This window comes from Kocuria sabuli (assembly GCF_040981185.1).
Taxonomy (GTDB): domain Bacteria; phylum Actinomycetota; class Actinomycetes; order Actinomycetales; family Micrococcaceae; genus Kocuria; species Kocuria sabuli.
On record NZ_JAVHZE010000004.1, the window covers coordinates 38,622 to 52,790 of the forward strand.

Genomic DNA, 14,169 nt, shown 5'->3' on the forward strand with positions numbered 1-14,169 from the left:
GGTGCTCACGCCCAGGTCAGGAGGCGTGCCACGCTGTCAGCACATCCGTTCGAGGAGAGGGAGTCCCGTGCTGGAGATCCGCGGTGCCGCCCAGGACAGGTCCACGGCCGAGCCCCGGCGTCCCGCCCGGGCGGCGGCTCCCGGACGGCGCCCCGCCGTGGTGCCGGCGTCGCTGCTCGCGCTCGGCGCGGCCCTCGTCGTCGTGTCCCTGCTGGGCGGGCCGGCATGGTCGGGGGTCTCGCGGGACGCCGGATTCGCGCTGCTCACGGTGGGCGGCGTCGGACTGCTCCTCACCGCCGGCGCGCCGCGGCGGCACGCTCCCCGGCCCGTGGAGGAGCAGCGTCCCGCGGTCCCCGGGCCGCCGGCGCCCCGGAACGACCAGCTGGGTCTCGTGGGGATCCGCGAGGAGCTCGACGTCGTCGACGTGCTCCGCGACGTCCGCCCCGGTCAGGAGCTCTGGTGGATGGACACCTTCCCGCTGACGCTGGCGGGTGACCTCGACGCGATCCGCCGGTCGCTCGACGCCGGGGTCCGGGTCCGGCTCCTGGTCCTCGACCCCCGGTCGCCGGCGCTCGCGGCCCGGCTGCGGGAGATCCGCCAGCACTACGGCCTCTCGCCCATGGACCTGCGCCGCGGCTTCGACACGCTGGTCCACCAGCTCCGGGCCCTGGGCGAGACCGATCCCGTGGTGGCCGAGCGCCTGGAGGTGCGGGTCCACGACGGCTCGACCGGGGCGCCGCTCTTCCTGGTCCTGGGGGATCCCGCCGCGGCGGAACCCGCGGCGGACCCGGGCACGACCCAGCAGACACCACCGGCCACGCCGGAGGTCGTCCGCGCCTACAGCAGCTACTACCTCCTCGACGCGAGCCAGGACATGCCCTACCTGGAGTGGCGGCAGGGGTCGTTCGCGGAGCGGCTGCACGGCTACGCGCGGCACCACTGGGCGGAGGGGCACACGGTGTTCCCGATCGCGCCGGGAGACCGCTCGGCCTCGGCGTTCAACGTCCGGACCGAGCGCGCCCCGCACACGGCCCGCGGCGCCGACGGCTCCTGAACGTCCGTCCCCGCCGGCGCGGCGGGAGCGCCGCGGGGCGCCGCGGAGCGTGGCGGCGAGACCATCAGTATGCTGAGATGGCGGCATGGACGTTTCGGACTTCAAGACACTGTTCGGGGACAGCATCCGCACCTGGCTCGACTGGGACGCGCTCGACGACGAGAACGCCCGGGTCGAGCACCTGGTGCTCTCGGCACGGGAGGGCGTCGGCGAGCTCTACACGGTGTGGCACGTGGACCCCGAGGGCAATCCCGGAGAGTGGTCGCACCCGCAGCACCGGCCGCTGACCATTGCCCAGGCGGCCGGGACGAGCTGGCCGGACGACCGGCAGGAGAAGCTCGACAGGATCGGCGAGGAGCTCGCGGACGACGACGAGCCCGTCCAGCTGACCGTCCCCGTCTACCGGGCGGACGACAACCTCGTGGTGCTGGACTCCAACCACCGGGTCGTGGGGGCCTACCGTGCGGAGGCGGACCTGCGGGTGCTGCTGGTCGTGCTGGCCGGACCGGCCTCCTCCCTCATCCTGCCGGGCCTGGCGCAGGTGGAGAACGACCGGGCCGGCAGGATCTGAGGCCGGAGCACCTGCCGGCCGTGCCCGAGGTCTCCGTGTGTCCGCACCGCGTCCGGTGAGTCCGTCCTGTCCCGCGCCGTGCGCCTCGTCGAGGCGTGACGCAGGATGTCCCCGTCGCCGGTGCCCGGACCCCGGATCTCGTGCCGCGGGGGCGGGATCGGTGGTGTCAGCCGGAGTGCTCCTGCTGATCCGCGGCGGCGAGGTGCTCCAGGATCACGTCCGCCAGAGGGGTCAGCGCCGCGTCGGGCAGGGCATGGCCGAGGCCCGGGACGGTGCACAGCCGGGCGGAACCGATCGCCGCGGCGAGGTGCTGGGCGTGCGGCGGAGGATTGACCGGGTCCTCCGGCGCCTCGACCACGAGCACGGGTACCGTCACACCGGCAAGTTCCCCGCCCCGGTCCAGTCCGGACTGGTCGGCGAGGGCGTGGGCGGCCGGGTTCGTCATGGTGCCGGCGTGGGCGGTGGCGCGCTCCTCCAGCCGCCGGAACTCGTCAGGGTCGAACGGCATGGCGGTGCCGTGGAGGATCCGCCAGTGCTCGACCCGCCACTCCAGCTCCTCCTTCGGCGAGCGGGGGTCGGCCAGGTGCGACCACAGCTGCAGCAGCCGGGGGTCGGGCCCCGGCAGCTCCGGCTGGCCGACGCCGGTGGGGCCGGCCAGGCCGGCGCCCAGGGCCGATGTCGCGAAGAGCGTGGCGCTGAGCAATCGGTCGGGGTGGTCGAGGAGGAGCAGCTGGGCGAGCGTCCCGCCCATCGACATGCCGACCACATGGGCCCGGTCGATGTCCAGTGCGTCCAGGACCGTGACCGCGTCCTGCGCCAGGTCGCGCAGCGCATAGGGGTGCTCCGCGAAGGCCCGTGTCGACCGGCCGGTGTCCCGGTGGTCGTAGCGGATCACCCGGTGCCGGGCGGCCAACCGGTCCACGAAGGCCTCCGGCCAGCCCATCGCCGAGGCGTTGGCCCCCATGACCAGCAGCACGGCGGAGGTGCCCGAAGCGCCGATGTCCTCGGCCCACAGCTCGTAGTGCCCGTCCACCCGCACGGTGTGCTCCATGGCTCTCATCATCGCCCGTCCGGGACGACGGGGCCAGCCGGCGGTCTGAAGGACCCGCGCAGGTCACGGCCGCGGCCGCTGCCACCGGAACAGCGCACGGGCCCGACCGGGCCCGGTCGTCTGGGCCCGGTCGGCGAGGCCCGTGACGCCCGAGTGCTCGGCGCAGCTGGCGCAGCAGTACATGGTGCCGTCGGCCTCGACCCCATGGCCCAGGATGCGGCAGCCGCAGTGGGCGCAGGTCGGGGCCGTCGCGTGGGCGGCGCACTTGAAGCTGTCGAAGGTGCCGGTCCGCTCTCCCTGGGTGACGGTGAACGCCTTGTCGTAGTCGTTGCCGCACGTGTCGCAGGTTGCCATGGTCGTCTCCTGGTCGGGATGGTCCGGCGCTTCGTCGCGCCGCGGGCCCGTGGCGCGCCCGGTTCTCGCCGGCCTGCGAGGTGGGACCCACGTCACTTCCAGTCCAGAAGCGCCGACTCGGGGGCATTCCCGGGTCGGGGAGTGTGACGTCCGGCCGGCCCGTGAGCCACGTCACGGCCGCCGCTAGCATGGCGCCATGAGCGACCACGACGCCCGCTGCCCCGTCCCGCACCGTGAGCAGAACGGTGACCGGCGCCGGACCGCACCGCCCGGAGAGCCCGGCACGCCCCGGGTGGAGGTGCTCGACGGGGTGTGGCACGTCCGCGCCCTGCCGCTGGTGCGCCAGGTGCTGCGCGAGGCCGACGCCACGGTGCAGGCTGGGTTCAGCGCGGAGACCGCACGCCAGGGACTCACGGGCGACCACCCGCCTGTGCTCTACGCCGACGGCCCCGAGCACCGGAGGCAGCGCACCGCCACCGCGAAGTTCTTCACCCCGGCCACGGTGAGCCGGCGCTACCGGGATCTCATGGAGGAGCGGGCCGACGAGCTGGTCGAACAGATCCGGCGGGACGGCGGGGGCGAGCTCTCCGCCGTCACCCTGCGCTACTCGGTGGAGATCGCCGCCCAGGTGGTGGGTCTGACGAACTCGGACGTCGACGGGATGTCCCGGCGGCTGGAGCGCTTCTTCGACGGCCCCGGCACCGGCTCGACCGGCGCGCGGCAGCGCTGGCTCAGGGCCCGGCTGGGTGCCGTCGCCGGCTCCGTGCGGCCGATGTGGGCGATGAGCGCCTTCCAGTTCCGGGACGTGCGCCCGGCCGTCGCGGCGCGCCGGAAGCAGCCCCGGGAGGACGTCATCTCGCACCTGCTCGAGCAGGGCTGCACGGACCGGGAGATCCTCGTCGAGTGCCTCACCTACGCGGCCGCGGGCATGGCCACCACCCGGGAGTTCATCGCGGTGGCCGCCTGGCACCTGCTGGAGGACGACCGGCTGCGCGCGGCGTACCTCGAGGCCGACGAACCGGCCCGGCACGGGACCCTGCACGAGATCCTGCGCCTGGAGCCGGTGGTGGGCCACCTCTACCGGCGGAGCACGCGGGAGCTGGTCCTGGAGGACGGCGAGGAGCGCCACGTGGTGCCCGCGGGCGCGCTGCTGGACCTCTCCGTCCGCCAGGCCAACCTGGATCCGCAGGAGCTGGGGGAGGACGCCCGGCAGATGTGCCCCGAGCGCTCCCGCCCGAAGGGAGTGCGCCCCGAGGCGATGTCCTTCGGCGACGGCGCCCACCGCTGTCCCGGCGGGTTCATCGCGATCCAGGAGACCGACATCTTCCTGCAGCGGCTGCTGCGGCTGCCGCTGGAGTTCGCGCACCCGCCCCGGGTCTCCTGGGCCGAGCTGACCGCCTCCTACGAGGTGCGCGACGTCGTGCTGCGGGTGGGCACCGGTCAGGGGTGGCGCGCGCCCTCACCGGCGAGCACCGCGCGGTAGCCCTCCCGGTAGGTGGGGTAGCGCAGCCGCACACCGGACTCCCGCAGCCGGGCGTTGGACAGCCGCTTCGAGCCGCGCCGGGGCGCGTCCGCCTCCGGCACGTCCTCGGGCGGCGGGGCCCCGAGCTCGTGCGCCAGGAACTCGAGCACCTCCCGCTCGGGGACGGGCTCGTCGTCCGTGCCCAGGTACAGGGTCAGCGGCTGGGCGTCCATGGTCAGCAGGTGCACGGCGGCCGCGGCGGCGTCGTCGCGGTGGATCCGGTTGGTCCAGGCGGCGCCGGAGGCGGAGTCCCCGGAACGCACCTTGTCGATCAGCCGCGTCCGGCCCGGCCCGTAGATCCCGGACAGCCGCAGGACCGTGCCGTGCGGGAACTGCTCGTGGAACAGCTCCTCGGCCCCCAGCAGGACCTCCGCGGTGGGGGTCGCGGGGGCCGGCGGATCGTCCTCCGTGACCTCACCGCCGTCGGCGTCCCCGCACACGGCGGTCGAGGAGACCAGCAGCGCCCGGCGGGGGAGGGCCCCGGCGGTACGCAGGCCGTCGAACAGGTGGCGCAGCCCGTCGAGGTAGGCGGCCCGGTAGGCCTCCGGCGTGCGCCCGTCCGCGGCCGTGGCGACCACGAGCAGCTCGACGTCGGCGGGCAGCTCGGGCGCCTCCGTGCTCAGGTCCACGGGCATCCCGATCAGCGGCGGCGGCACCAGCTCCGCCCGGCGGCGCAGGCCGAGCACCTCGTGCCCCTGCCCGGCCAGCCGCAGCCCGATCTCCGTGCCCAGGTCTCCGCATCCCGCGATCACCACGCTCATGCCGGTCATTCTCGCACCCCTCGCGCGTTCCGTCCCGGCCGGCGCCACGCCGTTCCCACCGGGCCCGCTCCGGCATAGGTTGGGAGCGGACGCAACGACGAGGGGAGACGGCGATGGACCGGTACCGCGACGACGTGGAGGAGATCCCGGCCGAGGCCTGCTGGGAGCTCCTGGGCCCTGCGGGGATCGGCCGGCTGGCCGTGGTGGTGGACGGGGAGCCGGAGATCTTCCCCGTCAACTACGCGGTCGACGACGGAACGCTCGTCTTCCGCTCCGGAGAGGGCACGAAGGTCGCCGGAGCGGTCCCGCAGGCGCCGGTGGCCCTCGAGATCGACGGTCACGACCCGTCCACCTCCCGGACCTGGAGCGTGGTCGTCAAGGGACGTGCCGAGGAGGTGCGGCGGGGCCACGCCCTGATGCGGGCCCTCGAGCTTCCGCTGTTCCCGGCCCAGGGCGGAGTGAAGGACCGGTTCGTCCGGATCGCGCCGACCGCGGTCACCGGCCGCCGGTTCACCGTGGCCGACCCGGCGGCCTGGAACTCGTCCTCGGCCGCCGGGCGGCGGACCCCGTCCGGCTCGGTGCCCTGGACGAGGGCCGATCCCGGCCGTCCGTGAGGGACCGGGGCCGGGCTCTGCGGAGCAGGCCGTGTCGGGGCGGGATCGGTCGCGGAGCCGGTCAGTAGGGTGGGGGCATGGCAGCGCACACCGTCCGCACCGTGGGGCACCCCACCCGCTCCGCCGAGGAGTCCGTGGAGCTGCTGCGGGAGTCCGGCGTGCAGGAGCTCGCCGACATCAGGACGGTGCCGCGCTCGCGGACCGATCCGCAGTCCGACCTCGACGAGCCGCCGGGAACGCTCGGGGCGGCCGGCCGGCCACGCCTGCCGCACGGGGCGGGGCCGGCGTCCCGCGACGCTGCGGGACTTCGCCGTGGTCGACGGAGACCGGATCACCTACCCAGGAGGAGAACCATGCAGCACCTGAACGAGATCGCCCTGCAGCACCTCAACGAGGCCCGCCACAACGGCCACGGCCGCAGCACGGAGCGCCTCCTGCACCAGAAGGTGCTGCGCCAGACGCTGCTGGCCATGAAGGAGGGCACCGTGCTCGCCGAGCACAACGCCCCGTACGCGGGGAGTCTGCAGGTCCTGCACGGACGGATCCGCGTCACCTCGGGCGAGGACCTCGTGCTCGAGGCCGGACAGCTGCACGTGATCCCCGAGGAGCGACACTCGGTCGAGGCCCTCGAGGACTCGGTGTTCCTCCTCACCGCGGTCACGGGCATCGAGGACGCGGCCGAGTAGCAGCGGGCCCGGCGCGGTCCCGCCGAGGACGGACGGGACTCATCGCCGGCCCAGGTGCTTCTCCCGGCGGTAGGCGATGAACACGCCGGAGAGCGCGATCATGAGCATCATCGCGGCGATGAGCGCGAGCGTCCACGCGCCGTCGATCAGCGCGACGACCAGCAGGACGAGGGCGATCGCGCACAGCAGGAGCTGGAAGATCAGCACGGGGTCAGCCTCCGGTCGGGTACAGGGGTCCTGTCGAGGCTACCCGAGCACGGGACGGCTCCGGGCGCCGGGCGGGCGCATTCCCGGTTTCGCCGAGCGCGTGAGCCGTGTTCATGTGCCCGGGAGGGGTCTAGCGTCGGGGAGGAACGCCACATCCCCACAGCATTGCAAGGAGCTCCCCATGTCCCACGTAGCCATCATCGGCGGCCACGGCAAGATCGCACTCATCCTGGCCCGGCAGCTCGCGGCCGGCGGCCACGACGTCACGAGCGTCGTCCGCAACCCGGACCACACGGACGACGTCGAGAACACCGGCGCGACCCCCGCGGTCGCCGACGTCGAGCAGCTGTCGGTCGCGCAGATCGCCGATCTGCTCGAGGGCCACGACGCCGTGGTGTGGAGCGCCGGTGCGGGCGGCGGCAGCCCCGAGCGCACCTACGCCGTGGACCGGGACGCGGCGATCCGCACCATGGACGCCGCCGAGGTGGCGGGCGCCAAGCGCTTCGTGATGGTCTCCTACTTCGGCGCCGGCCAGGACCACGGCATCCCGGAGGACGAGCCCTTCCACGCCTACGCACAGGCGAAGGCCGACGCCGACGACCACCTGCGGGTCTCCGCGCTGGACTGGACCATCGTGGGCCCCGGCGCGCTCACCGAGGAGGAGCCCACCGGCAGGATCGACGTGTCCACGGGCGAGCGCGACGGCGACCACCAGACCTCCCGCGCCAACGTGGCCCTCGTGATCTCGGCGGTGCTGGACGACCCCTCGACCGTGGGGAAGAAGATCGACTTCTCCGACGGGCAGACGCAGATCCCGGACGCCCTCGAGGTGCAGGCCTGACCGGGAGAGCGCACCCGGACGCGGGGCGGCCCCGGGACCCGGACGGGTCCCGGGGCCGCCCCGCGTCGTCTCCGGACCTCCCGGGCGCCGGGCGCGCCGGGCGGCCCCGCCCGGCGGACGACGCACGGTTCCGCCCACGATGAATTCCGGGTCCTCGACCGTGCCACGGAGGGCGGTCGTTCCCTAGTCTGGCCACATGAGCACGCACCAGGATGACATCCAGCACATCGTCGACTTCGTGAACCGCACCCGCGTGGGCATGCTCGGCACCCGGGAGCCCACCGGCAAGCTCGTCAGCCGGCCCATGACCGTGGTCGACGTCGCCCCGGGGGAGGACCTCAGCTTCTTCACCAGTCTGGACACCTCCGCGATCCGGGACGTGCGGAGCAACGACGCCGTCAACGTCGCCTTCGTGGGCGAGCACGAGTGGGTCTCGATCTCCGGCGCCGCCGAGGTGGTCGAGGACCCGAAGGTGATCGAAGGACTGTGGTCCGACGCGCTGAAGGCCTACTACCCGGACGGGCCCGGCACCCCCGGGCTCGTGGTGCTGCGCGTGCGCACCGAGACCGCCGAGCACTGGCGCAGCCCCGGGACGGTCGCCACCGCCCTTCGCTGGGCGAAGGCCCAGGCCACCGGTGAGCAGATCGACCCGGGCGAGTCCACGGTGGTGGACCTGTGAGCCTGCCGCCCGTCCACCAGGAAGCCTCCGAGGGGCGGGACTCGGAGCGGCTGGACCTCGACGAGCCGCTGCGGCTGACCGCGGTGGTGCACGGCGCGGTCCAGGGCGTCGGCTTCCGCTGGTGGACCGCGAGCCGCGCCGAGGAGCTGGGGCTGCAGGGCTCGGCGGTGAACAACACGGACGGGACCGTGGGCGTGATCGCCGAGGGTCCCCGGCACGCCGTGCGGGACCTGCTCCGGGCCCTGCACAGCGGCGGCACGCCCGGCGCCGTCATGAAGGTGGACTCCCACTACGGCCCGGCCACCGGCGAGTTCACCGGCTTCGTCACCGGCTGAGCCCGACGGACCGCGCGTCCCGCCGTTCTACGATGGGGGCATGGCTCACGACCACACCGGGGACCGCGGGCGCGCGGCGCACGGGCACGACCACGGGCCCGGGCACTCGCACGCACGGCCCGGGACCGACCGGTGGCGGATCGCCACCGCGTTCGGCATCACCGCCGTGCTGTTCGTCGTGCAGTTCGTCGGCGCGCTGTGGACCGGCTCCCTGGCCCTGCTCTTCGACACCGCCCACGTGCTCACCGACGCCGGCGGGCTGCTGCTCGCCCTGGTCGCCGCACAGCTGAGCCTGCGCCCGCCGACGGCCCGGCGCACGTGGGGCTGGCGGCGGGCCGAGATCGTGGCCGCTGCGTTGCAGGCGGGCGTGCTGCTGGCCGTGGGGCTGTTCGTGCTGGTGGAGGGCGTGCGCCGTTTCGTCGAGCCGCAGCCGGTGGCCTCCGCCGAGATGATCGTCTTCGGCGTCATCGGCCTGCTGGGCAACATCGTCGCGATGATCGTGCTCTTCGGGGGCCGCCGCTCCAACCTCAACCTCCGCGCGGCGATGCTCGAGGTGCTCAACGACGCGCTGGGCTCCGTGGCGGTGATCGTCGCCGCCGTGGTCATCACCCTCACCGGCTGGGTGCAGGCGGACGCCGTCGTGGCCCTGCTCATCGGGGCGCTCATCGTGCCCCGCACCATCCGGCTGCTCGTCGAGTCCCTGTCGGTGCTGATGGAGAGCGCGCCCCCGGGCCTCGACCTCGCCGACGTCCGCGGCCACATCCTCCGGCTGCCCCACGTGGTGGAGGTCCACGACCTGCACGCGTCCCGGATCTCCTCGGACCTGCCCGTGCTCACCGCCCACGTGGTGCTGGAGGAGGAGTACTTCTACACGGGGGGTTCGGCCGAGGCCCTGGGCCGGATCCAGCGGTGCGTGGCGGAGCACTTCCCGGTCTCCGTCCAGCACTCCACGATCCAGCTGGAGCCCGCCGACCACGTCGAGCCGGAGGTGTGCGCGCCCCATGACCACTGAGCCCCCGGCCCGCGCCGAGCAGCACTGCCTGGTCGTGTACGTCCCCGCCACCGCCGCGGAGGCCGTCCTGAAGGCCCTCGGCGACGCCGGGGCGGGACGCGCGGGGCACTACTCGCACGTGGCGTTCGTCAGCCGGGGGACCGGCCGCTTCACGCCCCTGCCCGGGGCGCGGCCCACGATCGGGGAGGTCGGGACGCCGGAGGAGGTCGACGAGGTCCGCATCGAGACGCTCTACCCCGCGGCCGAGCGCGAGCGCGTGCTGCGGGCGATGGCCGGGGCCCACCCCTACGAGGTCCCGGCCTTCGCCACCTTCCCGGTCCACGACCGGGGCCCGTCCTTCGACGAGCAGGGCCGCCTCAGGAGCCGGCCGGATCCTGCCTGAGCGCGGAGCGGACGAGGAACCGCTTGCCCTCCGGCGCCTCGACCGAGAAGCCCGACCCGCGCCCCTCCACCACGTCCACCGTGAGCAGGGTGTGCCTCCAGTAGGCGAATTGCTCCCGGGACATCCAGAACTCGAGCTCGGCCGTGGCCGGGTCCCCGGGCAGGGTGAACACGCCCAGGAGCACGTCCGCGGAACCGGTGAGGAAGTCCCCGGCCGGGTAGCACATGGGGGCGGAGCCGTCGCAGCACCCGCCGGACTGGTGGAACATCAACCGGCCGTGCAGCTCCCGCAGCGTCCCGAGCAGCTCCACGGCGGCCGGGGTCAGCGCCACACGGGAGAACGTCTCCCCGTCGACGGCGGGGGCGGACTCCAGGACGGCGGGGTGCTCGACGGCGTGGTCGGTGCTGCTCACGGGGCGCTCCTCGGCTCGGGGTGTGACCCACGCTACAGGCGGCTGAGCAGTTCCTCCAGGCCGAGCCCGTCCAGCACGCCCGCCGGGTGCGGCCCGGCCGCCGCGAACGCGGCCGCCCACTCCCGGGGCAGCGGGCGGCACCCGGCCACGAGGACCAGGTTGCCCGGGTAGCGGCCGGTGAGCAGCCGCTCCTCGGCCAGGCACCACACGTCGGCGAACACCGAGCGCATCGCCCGGGCCTGGCCGGCGAAGAAGCCCAGCCCGGGGTCGTCGCCCACGTTGACGACCAGCACGCCGCCGGGCGCCAGCAGCGCGGCGGCCTCGGCGTAGAAGGACGGCTCCGTGAGGTGGCCGGGCGCGTCGCGGCCGGAGAAGACGTCGAGGACCACGAGCTCCGCGGTGCCGGGGGCGACCACGTCGGGCAGGGCCGCCCGGGCGTCGTCGACGACGACGCGCACGTCCGCCCCGGCCGGCAGGGGCAGCGCCTCGAGGACGAACGCGGGCAGCTCCCGCTCGAGCTCCACGGCGACCTGTGCGGACCCCGGCCGGGTCGCGGCCACGTACCGGGCCAGGGTCAGGGCCCCCGCGCCCAGGTGCACCGCGGTGACCGGAGCGCCGGGGGCCGCCACGACGTCGACGATGCCGCCGATCCGCCGCAGGTACTCGTAGAAGATCTCCTCCGGGTGCGCCAGGTTGACGTGGGACTGCTCGGCCCCGCCGATGGACAGGACGAACCCGCCCTCGGTGAACCCGTCCGGGGTGATCTCGGCGTGCACGCCGGCGTCCTTGAGATATCTGCGCATGAGCCCATTGTCACTGCCCGGCCGGGAATGAACCGGGGCGCGGGAAAGCTCTACGGGTGAATCACTGCTGCGTCCCGAAGGATCCCTGCCCATGACCCCCGATCTCCCCGTGTCCGAGGCCGCACCGGCCCCCGCACCCTCCGCCGGTGTCCCGCACACGGCGCCCCCCGCCGCTGTCCCCGACACCGACCACTCCGCCCGCAACCGGCTGGTCATCGGCCTGCTGCTGGTCTCCACGTTCGTGGTGATCCTCAACGAGACGATCATGGGCGTGGCCCTGCCCCGCCTCATGGACGACCTCTCCGTCACCGCGGTCGCCGGCCAGTGGCTCACGACCGCATACATGCTCACCATGGCCGTGGTCATCCCGGTGACGGGGTTCCTGCTCCAGCGCCTGCACACCCGGCCCGTCTTCCTCATCGCCATGACCCTGTTCAGCCTGGGCACGCTGATCTGCGCGGCCGCCCCCGGGTTCGGGACGCTGCTCGCGGGACGCGTGGTGCAGGCCTGCGGCACCGCCGTCATGATGCCGCTGCTGATGACCACGGTGCTGACCCTCGTGCCGCCGGCCGGGCGCGGCCGGGTCATGGGCAACATCTCGATCGTCATCTCGGTCGCCCCCGCGATCGGGCCCACCATCTCGGGCGTCATCCTCAGCGTGCTGGAGTGGCGGTGGATGTTCATCCTCGTGCTCCCGATCGCGGTGGGCTCCCTGCTGCTGGGCGCCTGGCGGATGCAGAACGTCACCGAGCCCCGGCCGGCCCCGCTCGACGTCGTCTCGGTGGTGCTCTCGGCGCTGGGCTTCGGCGGGCTGGTCTACGGCCTGAGCACCCTCGGGGAGGGCGGCGAGGCCGCCGTCCCGGCGTGGGTCCCGCTCGTGCTGGGCGCGGTGGCGCTGGCCGTGTTCGTGCGGCGCCAGACGCGGCTGCAGCGCTCGGACCGGGCCCTGCTGGACCTGCGCACGTTCCGGTCGCGGCTGTTCACGATGTCCACGGTGGTGCTGGCCGTCAGCATGATGGCCCTGTTCGGCACGCTGATCGTGCTGCCCATCTACCTGCAGACCGTGCACGGACTCGATCCCCTGGGCACGGGCCTGCTGCTGCTGCCCGGCGGGCTCGTCATGGGCCTGCTCGCCCCCGTCGTCGGCCGGATCTACGACCGGTCGGGCCCCACCGTGCTGCTCGTGCCGGGCTCGGTCCTGCTGAGCGCGTCCCTGTGGTACCTCGCGTCCACCTCGGCGGACACGCCCGTCCCGATGGTGCTGCTCGCCCACGTGGTGCTCAGCACGGGCCTGGCCCTGATGTTCACCCCGCTGTTCACCGCCGGCCTGGGTTCCCTGCCGTCGTCGCTGTACTCGCACGGCTCGGCGATGGTGGGCACCCTGCAGCAGGTGGCGGGGGCCGCGGGCACGGCCCTGTTCGTCACCGTGATGACCCTCGGGGCCGCCGGCGCCGCGGCCTCCGGCGCCGGCGGGCTCGAGGCCACCGCGGCGGGCGTGCGCGGCGCGTTCGTGTGCGGCGGGATCGTCTCCCTGCTGGCCGTCGCCGGGTCGTTCTTCGTGCGCCGCCCCGCGCTCAGTCCTGCACCCGCTCCCGGATCTGCCGGCTGAGCTCCGCGGCGTCCTCGAGGGCGCGCTCGCCACGGGCCACCTCCGCCCGCAGCGGATCCACCACGGCGGCGTCCTTGAGCGCCCGGACGTTGATCTCGAGGGTGACCAGCGCCGTCGCGACGGCGGCGCGGGCGGCCTCCACGGCGGCCGCGGCGTCGCTGAGCACGTTGGGGTTGCACCAGCCGGTCAGCTCCCGGGCGAGGGCGAGCACCTCCGCGCCCACGCCGATCAGCTCCTGCGGGGGCCGTGCCGCGCCCGCGGTCGCCTCCTGCACCGCCCGCGAGCGCTCCGCCTTCTGCTCGTCGGTGTCGTGGGGCAGGTCGTACGCCGCGGAGAGCTCCCCGAAGGCCTCCGCGTCCGCGTCGGCGAGCCGCAGGGCCGCCGGGATCAGCTCCTCGGCGCGGGCCGCCGCGCCCGCCGCGTGCTCCGAGCCGGTGGAGTAGCGCGCGGACATCGCCAGCAGGGCCGCGCCCAGTGCCGCCTGCAGAGCCCCGGCGGCGCCGCCGCCGGGGGCGGGGGCGTCCGAGGCCATGCGCTGCACGTAGGTCTTGACGTTCTCCGAGCTGATCACGGTCGTTCCTTCCGGTGGGCGGACGCCGCGCCGGGGCGGCGCGGCGTCCGCACGAGCCTAACCGCCCGTGGTGCGCCTCACAGCCCTGCCGACGCGAATGCACGGCCCGTCAACCGTCCCGAAACGTCCCGGCCACATCGGCGGACGATCCTGGGAGCGTCCGACACACCCCCCCCCCGCCGACGGTCCCGACCCCGAGGGGCGGGGCCCCGAGAGGACGTGCCGCCATGACCGCTCCTTCCGCACCGACCCCCGACGCGACCGCCCCCGGCACGACCGCCGGCACGACTGCTGACGGCGGCTGGATCCAGGACCCGGCCCTGATCCGGGCCGGCGACCGGATCGAGGTCTGGGAGCAGGACACCCTCTGCCACGTCGGCACCGTGGGCCAGTCCGCGCCCCACCTGGGCCTCCTCTGGATCCTGGAGGCCCGGACCGGGTCCCGCCGGCTCGTCCCGTTCCACGACCACCGCCTGCGCCTGTCCCCGTTCGCCCGCGCCGCCTGAGCCCGCCCCGGCCGACCTCCCCGACCTCCCTCCGTTCAACCGCTGTTCGCCCGCGCCCGCTACGGTCGGCACTGACAGCGGGACGGACGAGGAGGATCATTGGGACTGAGCAGATCGACGACGGCGGCGGGACTCGCGGCGCTCCTGGTGGCCGCGGGACTGCCGGCCGCGGCCGGACAGGGCCACGACCGAGGACCCG

19 protein-coding genes are annotated in these 14,169 nt (G+C 74.4%); 12 read left to right on the top strand and 7 right to left on the bottom strand.

Features of this window, described 5'->3' with window-relative positions; all coding sequences use genetic code 11:
- Nucleotides 1-67 precede the first annotated feature (67 nt).
- The gene (locus RE027_RS05775; RefSeq protein WP_368807300.1) at nucleotides 68-1,054 is read left to right on the top strand and encodes a hypothetical protein; all 987 of its coding nucleotides are present in this window, start codon (nucleotides 68-70) and stop codon (nucleotides 1,052-1,054) included.
- An 85-nt stretch (nucleotides 1,055-1,139) separates the two neighbouring features.
- Complete coding sequence (locus RE027_RS05780; RefSeq protein ID WP_368807301.1) at nucleotides 1,140-1,625, top strand: hypothetical protein; 486 nt, start codon at nucleotides 1,140-1,142, stop codon at nucleotides 1,623-1,625.
- A 166-nt stretch (nucleotides 1,626-1,791) separates the two neighbouring features.
- Here RE027_RS05780 and RE027_RS05785 read toward each other — a convergent pair whose 3' ends face one another.
- Both RE027_RS05785 and RE027_RS05790 read right to left on the bottom strand, forming a co-directional pair.
- Entirely contained in the window at nucleotides 1,792-2,676 is an 885-nt protein-coding gene (locus tag RE027_RS05785) for an alpha/beta fold hydrolase (RefSeq protein WP_368807302.1), read from the bottom strand.
- Between the two features lie 63 nt (nucleotides 2,677-2,739).
- Complete coding sequence (locus tag RE027_RS05790; protein ID WP_368807303.1) at nucleotides 2,740-3,030, bottom strand: metallothionein; 291 nt, start codon at nucleotides 3,028-3,030, stop codon at nucleotides 2,740-2,742.
- A gap of 196 nt (nucleotides 3,031-3,226) precedes the next feature.
- Between RE027_RS05790 and RE027_RS05795 the strand changes: the two genes are divergently transcribed.
- The gene (locus tag RE027_RS05795) at nucleotides 3,227-4,513 is read left to right on the top strand and encodes a cytochrome P450 (protein ID WP_368807304.1); all 1,287 of its coding nucleotides are present in this window, start codon (nucleotides 3,227-3,229) and stop codon (nucleotides 4,511-4,513) included.
- On the opposite strand, the gene RE027_RS05800 is transcribed toward RE027_RS05795, so the two are convergent.
- The gene (locus RE027_RS05800) at nucleotides 4,471-5,313 is read right to left on the bottom strand and encodes an NAD-dependent epimerase/dehydratase family protein (protein ID WP_368807305.1); all 843 of its coding nucleotides are present in this window, start codon (nucleotides 5,311-5,313) and stop codon (nucleotides 4,471-4,473) included. The two genes, RE027_RS05795 and RE027_RS05800, sit on opposite strands and share 43 nt — an antisense overlap.
- A 113-nt stretch (nucleotides 5,314-5,426) precedes the next feature.
- Here RE027_RS05800 and RE027_RS05805 point away from each other — a divergent pair, with 113 nt between their 5' ends.
- Both RE027_RS05805 and RE027_RS05810 read left to right on the top strand, forming a co-directional pair.
- A complete protein-coding gene (locus RE027_RS05805; RefSeq protein ID WP_368807306.1) occupies nucleotides 5,427-5,927 on the top strand; it encodes a pyridoxamine 5'-phosphate oxidase family protein in 501 nt (166 codons plus the stop codon).
- 77 nt (nucleotides 5,928-6,004) lie between these two features.
- A complete protein-coding gene (locus tag RE027_RS05810) occupies nucleotides 6,005-6,613 on the top strand; it encodes a hypothetical protein (protein ID WP_368807307.1) in 609 nt (202 codons plus the stop codon).
- Nucleotides 6,614-6,652: 39 nt separating this feature from the next.
- Here RE027_RS05810 and RE027_RS05815 read toward each other — a convergent pair whose 3' ends face one another.
- On the bottom strand, nucleotides 6,653-6,820 hold the full coding sequence (locus RE027_RS05815; RefSeq protein WP_368807308.1) for a hypothetical protein: 168 nt from the start codon (nucleotides 6,818-6,820) through the stop codon (nucleotides 6,653-6,655).
- A 181-nt stretch (nucleotides 6,821-7,001) separates the two neighbouring features.
- Between RE027_RS05815 and RE027_RS05820 the strand changes: the two genes are divergently transcribed.
- The 5 genes from RE027_RS05820 to RE027_RS05840 all read left to right on the top strand — a co-directional run bounded on the left by RE027_RS05820 (nucleotide 7,002) and on the right by RE027_RS05840 (nucleotide 10,069).
- Nucleotides 7,002-7,661 carry an SDR family oxidoreductase gene (locus RE027_RS05820; protein ID WP_368807309.1) on the top strand — a complete coding sequence of 220 codons (660 nt, stop codon included), beginning with the start codon at nucleotides 7,002-7,004 and terminating at the stop codon, nucleotides 7,659-7,661.
- A 196-nt stretch (nucleotides 7,662-7,857) separates the two neighbouring features.
- Complete coding sequence (locus RE027_RS05825) at nucleotides 7,858-8,340, top strand: pyridoxamine 5'-phosphate oxidase family protein (protein ID WP_368807310.1); 483 nt, start codon at nucleotides 7,858-7,860, stop codon at nucleotides 8,338-8,340.
- Nucleotides 8,337-8,675 (top strand): acylphosphatase, encoded by a 339-nt coding sequence (locus tag RE027_RS05830; RefSeq protein ID WP_368807311.1) that lies wholly within the window; start codon nucleotides 8,337-8,339, stop codon nucleotides 8,673-8,675. Before RE027_RS05825 ends, RE027_RS05830 begins: the two co-directional genes overlap by 4 nt.
- A 40-nt stretch (nucleotides 8,676-8,715) precedes the next feature.
- The gene (locus RE027_RS05835) at nucleotides 8,716-9,687 is read left to right on the top strand and encodes a cation diffusion facilitator family transporter (RefSeq protein WP_368807312.1); all 972 of its coding nucleotides are present in this window, start codon (nucleotides 8,716-8,718) and stop codon (nucleotides 9,685-9,687) included.
- Nucleotides 9,677-10,069, top strand: coding sequence for a YqfO family protein (locus RE027_RS05840; RefSeq protein ID WP_368807313.1), 393 nt, complete (start codon nucleotides 9,677-9,679; stop codon nucleotides 10,067-10,069). Before RE027_RS05835 ends, RE027_RS05840 begins: the two co-directional genes overlap by 11 nt.
- Here RE027_RS05840 and RE027_RS05845 read toward each other — a convergent pair.
- Together RE027_RS05845 and RE027_RS05850 are read right to left on the bottom strand one after the other, a co-directional pair.
- Nucleotides 10,044-10,481, bottom strand: coding sequence for a DUF779 domain-containing protein (locus RE027_RS05845; RefSeq protein WP_368807314.1), 438 nt, complete (start codon nucleotides 10,479-10,481; stop codon nucleotides 10,044-10,046). The two genes, RE027_RS05840 and RE027_RS05845, sit on opposite strands and share 26 nt — an antisense overlap.
- Before the next feature lie 32 nt (nucleotides 10,482-10,513).
- A complete protein-coding gene (locus RE027_RS05850) occupies nucleotides 10,514-11,284 on the bottom strand; it encodes a spermidine synthase (RefSeq protein WP_368807315.1) in 771 nt (256 codons plus the stop codon).
- Between the two features lie 91 nt (nucleotides 11,285-11,375).
- On the opposite strand from RE027_RS05850, the gene RE027_RS05855 reads away from it, so the two are divergent.
- Entirely contained in the window at nucleotides 11,376-12,893 is a 1,518-nt protein-coding gene (locus tag RE027_RS05855; RefSeq protein ID WP_368807316.1) for an MDR family MFS transporter, read from the top strand.
- On the opposite strand, the gene RE027_RS05860 is transcribed toward RE027_RS05855, so the two are convergent.
- Nucleotides 12,859-13,464: a cyclodeaminase/cyclohydrolase family protein gene (locus RE027_RS05860; protein WP_368807317.1), complete on the bottom strand. Its 606-nt coding sequence runs from the start codon at nucleotides 13,462-13,464 to the stop codon at nucleotides 12,859-12,861. The genes RE027_RS05855 and RE027_RS05860 overlap by 35 nt on opposite strands.
- A 227-nt stretch (nucleotides 13,465-13,691) precedes the next feature.
- On the opposite strand from RE027_RS05860, the gene RE027_RS05865 reads away from it, so the two are divergent.
- A complete protein-coding gene (locus RE027_RS05865) occupies nucleotides 13,692-13,970 on the top strand; it encodes a hypothetical protein (RefSeq protein ID WP_368807318.1) in 279 nt (92 codons plus the stop codon).
- Nucleotides 13,971-14,169 lie beyond the last annotated feature (199 nt).

What these genes read in the sequence shown, in the direction of transcription:
- RE027_RS05785 (WP_368807302.1), bottom strand. Translation starts at nt 2,676, where the DNA reads ATGGAGCACACCGTGCGGGTGGACGGGCACTACGAGCTGTGGGCCGAG.
- RE027_RS05825 (WP_368807310.1), top strand. Translation starts at nt 7,858, where the DNA reads ATGAGCACGCACCAGGATGACATCCAGCACATCGTCGACTTCGTGAAC.
- RE027_RS05805 (WP_368807306.1), top strand. Translation starts at nt 5,427, where the DNA reads ATGGACCGGTACCGCGACGACGTGGAGGAGATCCCGGCCGAGGCCTGC.
- RE027_RS05850 (WP_368807315.1), bottom strand. Translation starts at nt 11,284, where the DNA reads ATGCGCAGATATCTCAAGGACGCCGGCGTGCACGCCGAGATCACCCCG.
- RE027_RS05820 (WP_368807309.1), top strand. Translation starts at nt 7,002, where the DNA reads ATGTCCCACGTAGCCATCATCGGCGGCCACGGCAAGATCGCACTCATC.
- RE027_RS05810 (WP_368807307.1), top strand. Translation starts at nt 6,005, where the DNA reads ATGGCAGCGCACACCGTCCGCACCGTGGGGCACCCCACCCGCTCCGCC.
- RE027_RS05780 (WP_368807301.1), top strand. Translation starts at nt 1,140, where the DNA reads ATGGACGTTTCGGACTTCAAGACACTGTTCGGGGACAGCATCCGCACC.
- RE027_RS05855 (WP_368807316.1), top strand. Translation starts at nt 11,376, where the DNA reads ATGACCCCCGATCTCCCCGTGTCCGAGGCCGCACCGGCCCCCGCACCC.
- RE027_RS05795 (WP_368807304.1), top strand. Translation starts at nt 3,227, where the DNA reads ATGAGCGACCACGACGCCCGCTGCCCCGTCCCGCACCGTGAGCAGAAC.
- RE027_RS05840 (WP_368807313.1), top strand. Translation starts at nt 9,677, where the DNA reads ATGACCACTGAGCCCCCGGCCCGCGCCGAGCAGCACTGCCTGGTCGTG.
- RE027_RS05835 (WP_368807312.1), top strand. Translation starts at nt 8,716, where the DNA reads ATGGCTCACGACCACACCGGGGACCGCGGGCGCGCGGCGCACGGGCAC.
- RE027_RS05790 (WP_368807303.1), bottom strand. Translation starts at nt 3,030, where the DNA reads ATGGCAACCTGCGACACGTGCGGCAACGACTACGACAAGGCGTTCACC.
- RE027_RS05800 (WP_368807305.1), bottom strand. Translation starts at nt 5,313, where the DNA reads ATGAGCGTGGTGATCGCGGGATGCGGAGACCTGGGCACGGAGATCGGG.
- RE027_RS05865 (WP_368807318.1), top strand. Translation starts at nt 13,692, where the DNA reads ATGACCGCTCCTTCCGCACCGACCCCCGACGCGACCGCCCCCGGCACG.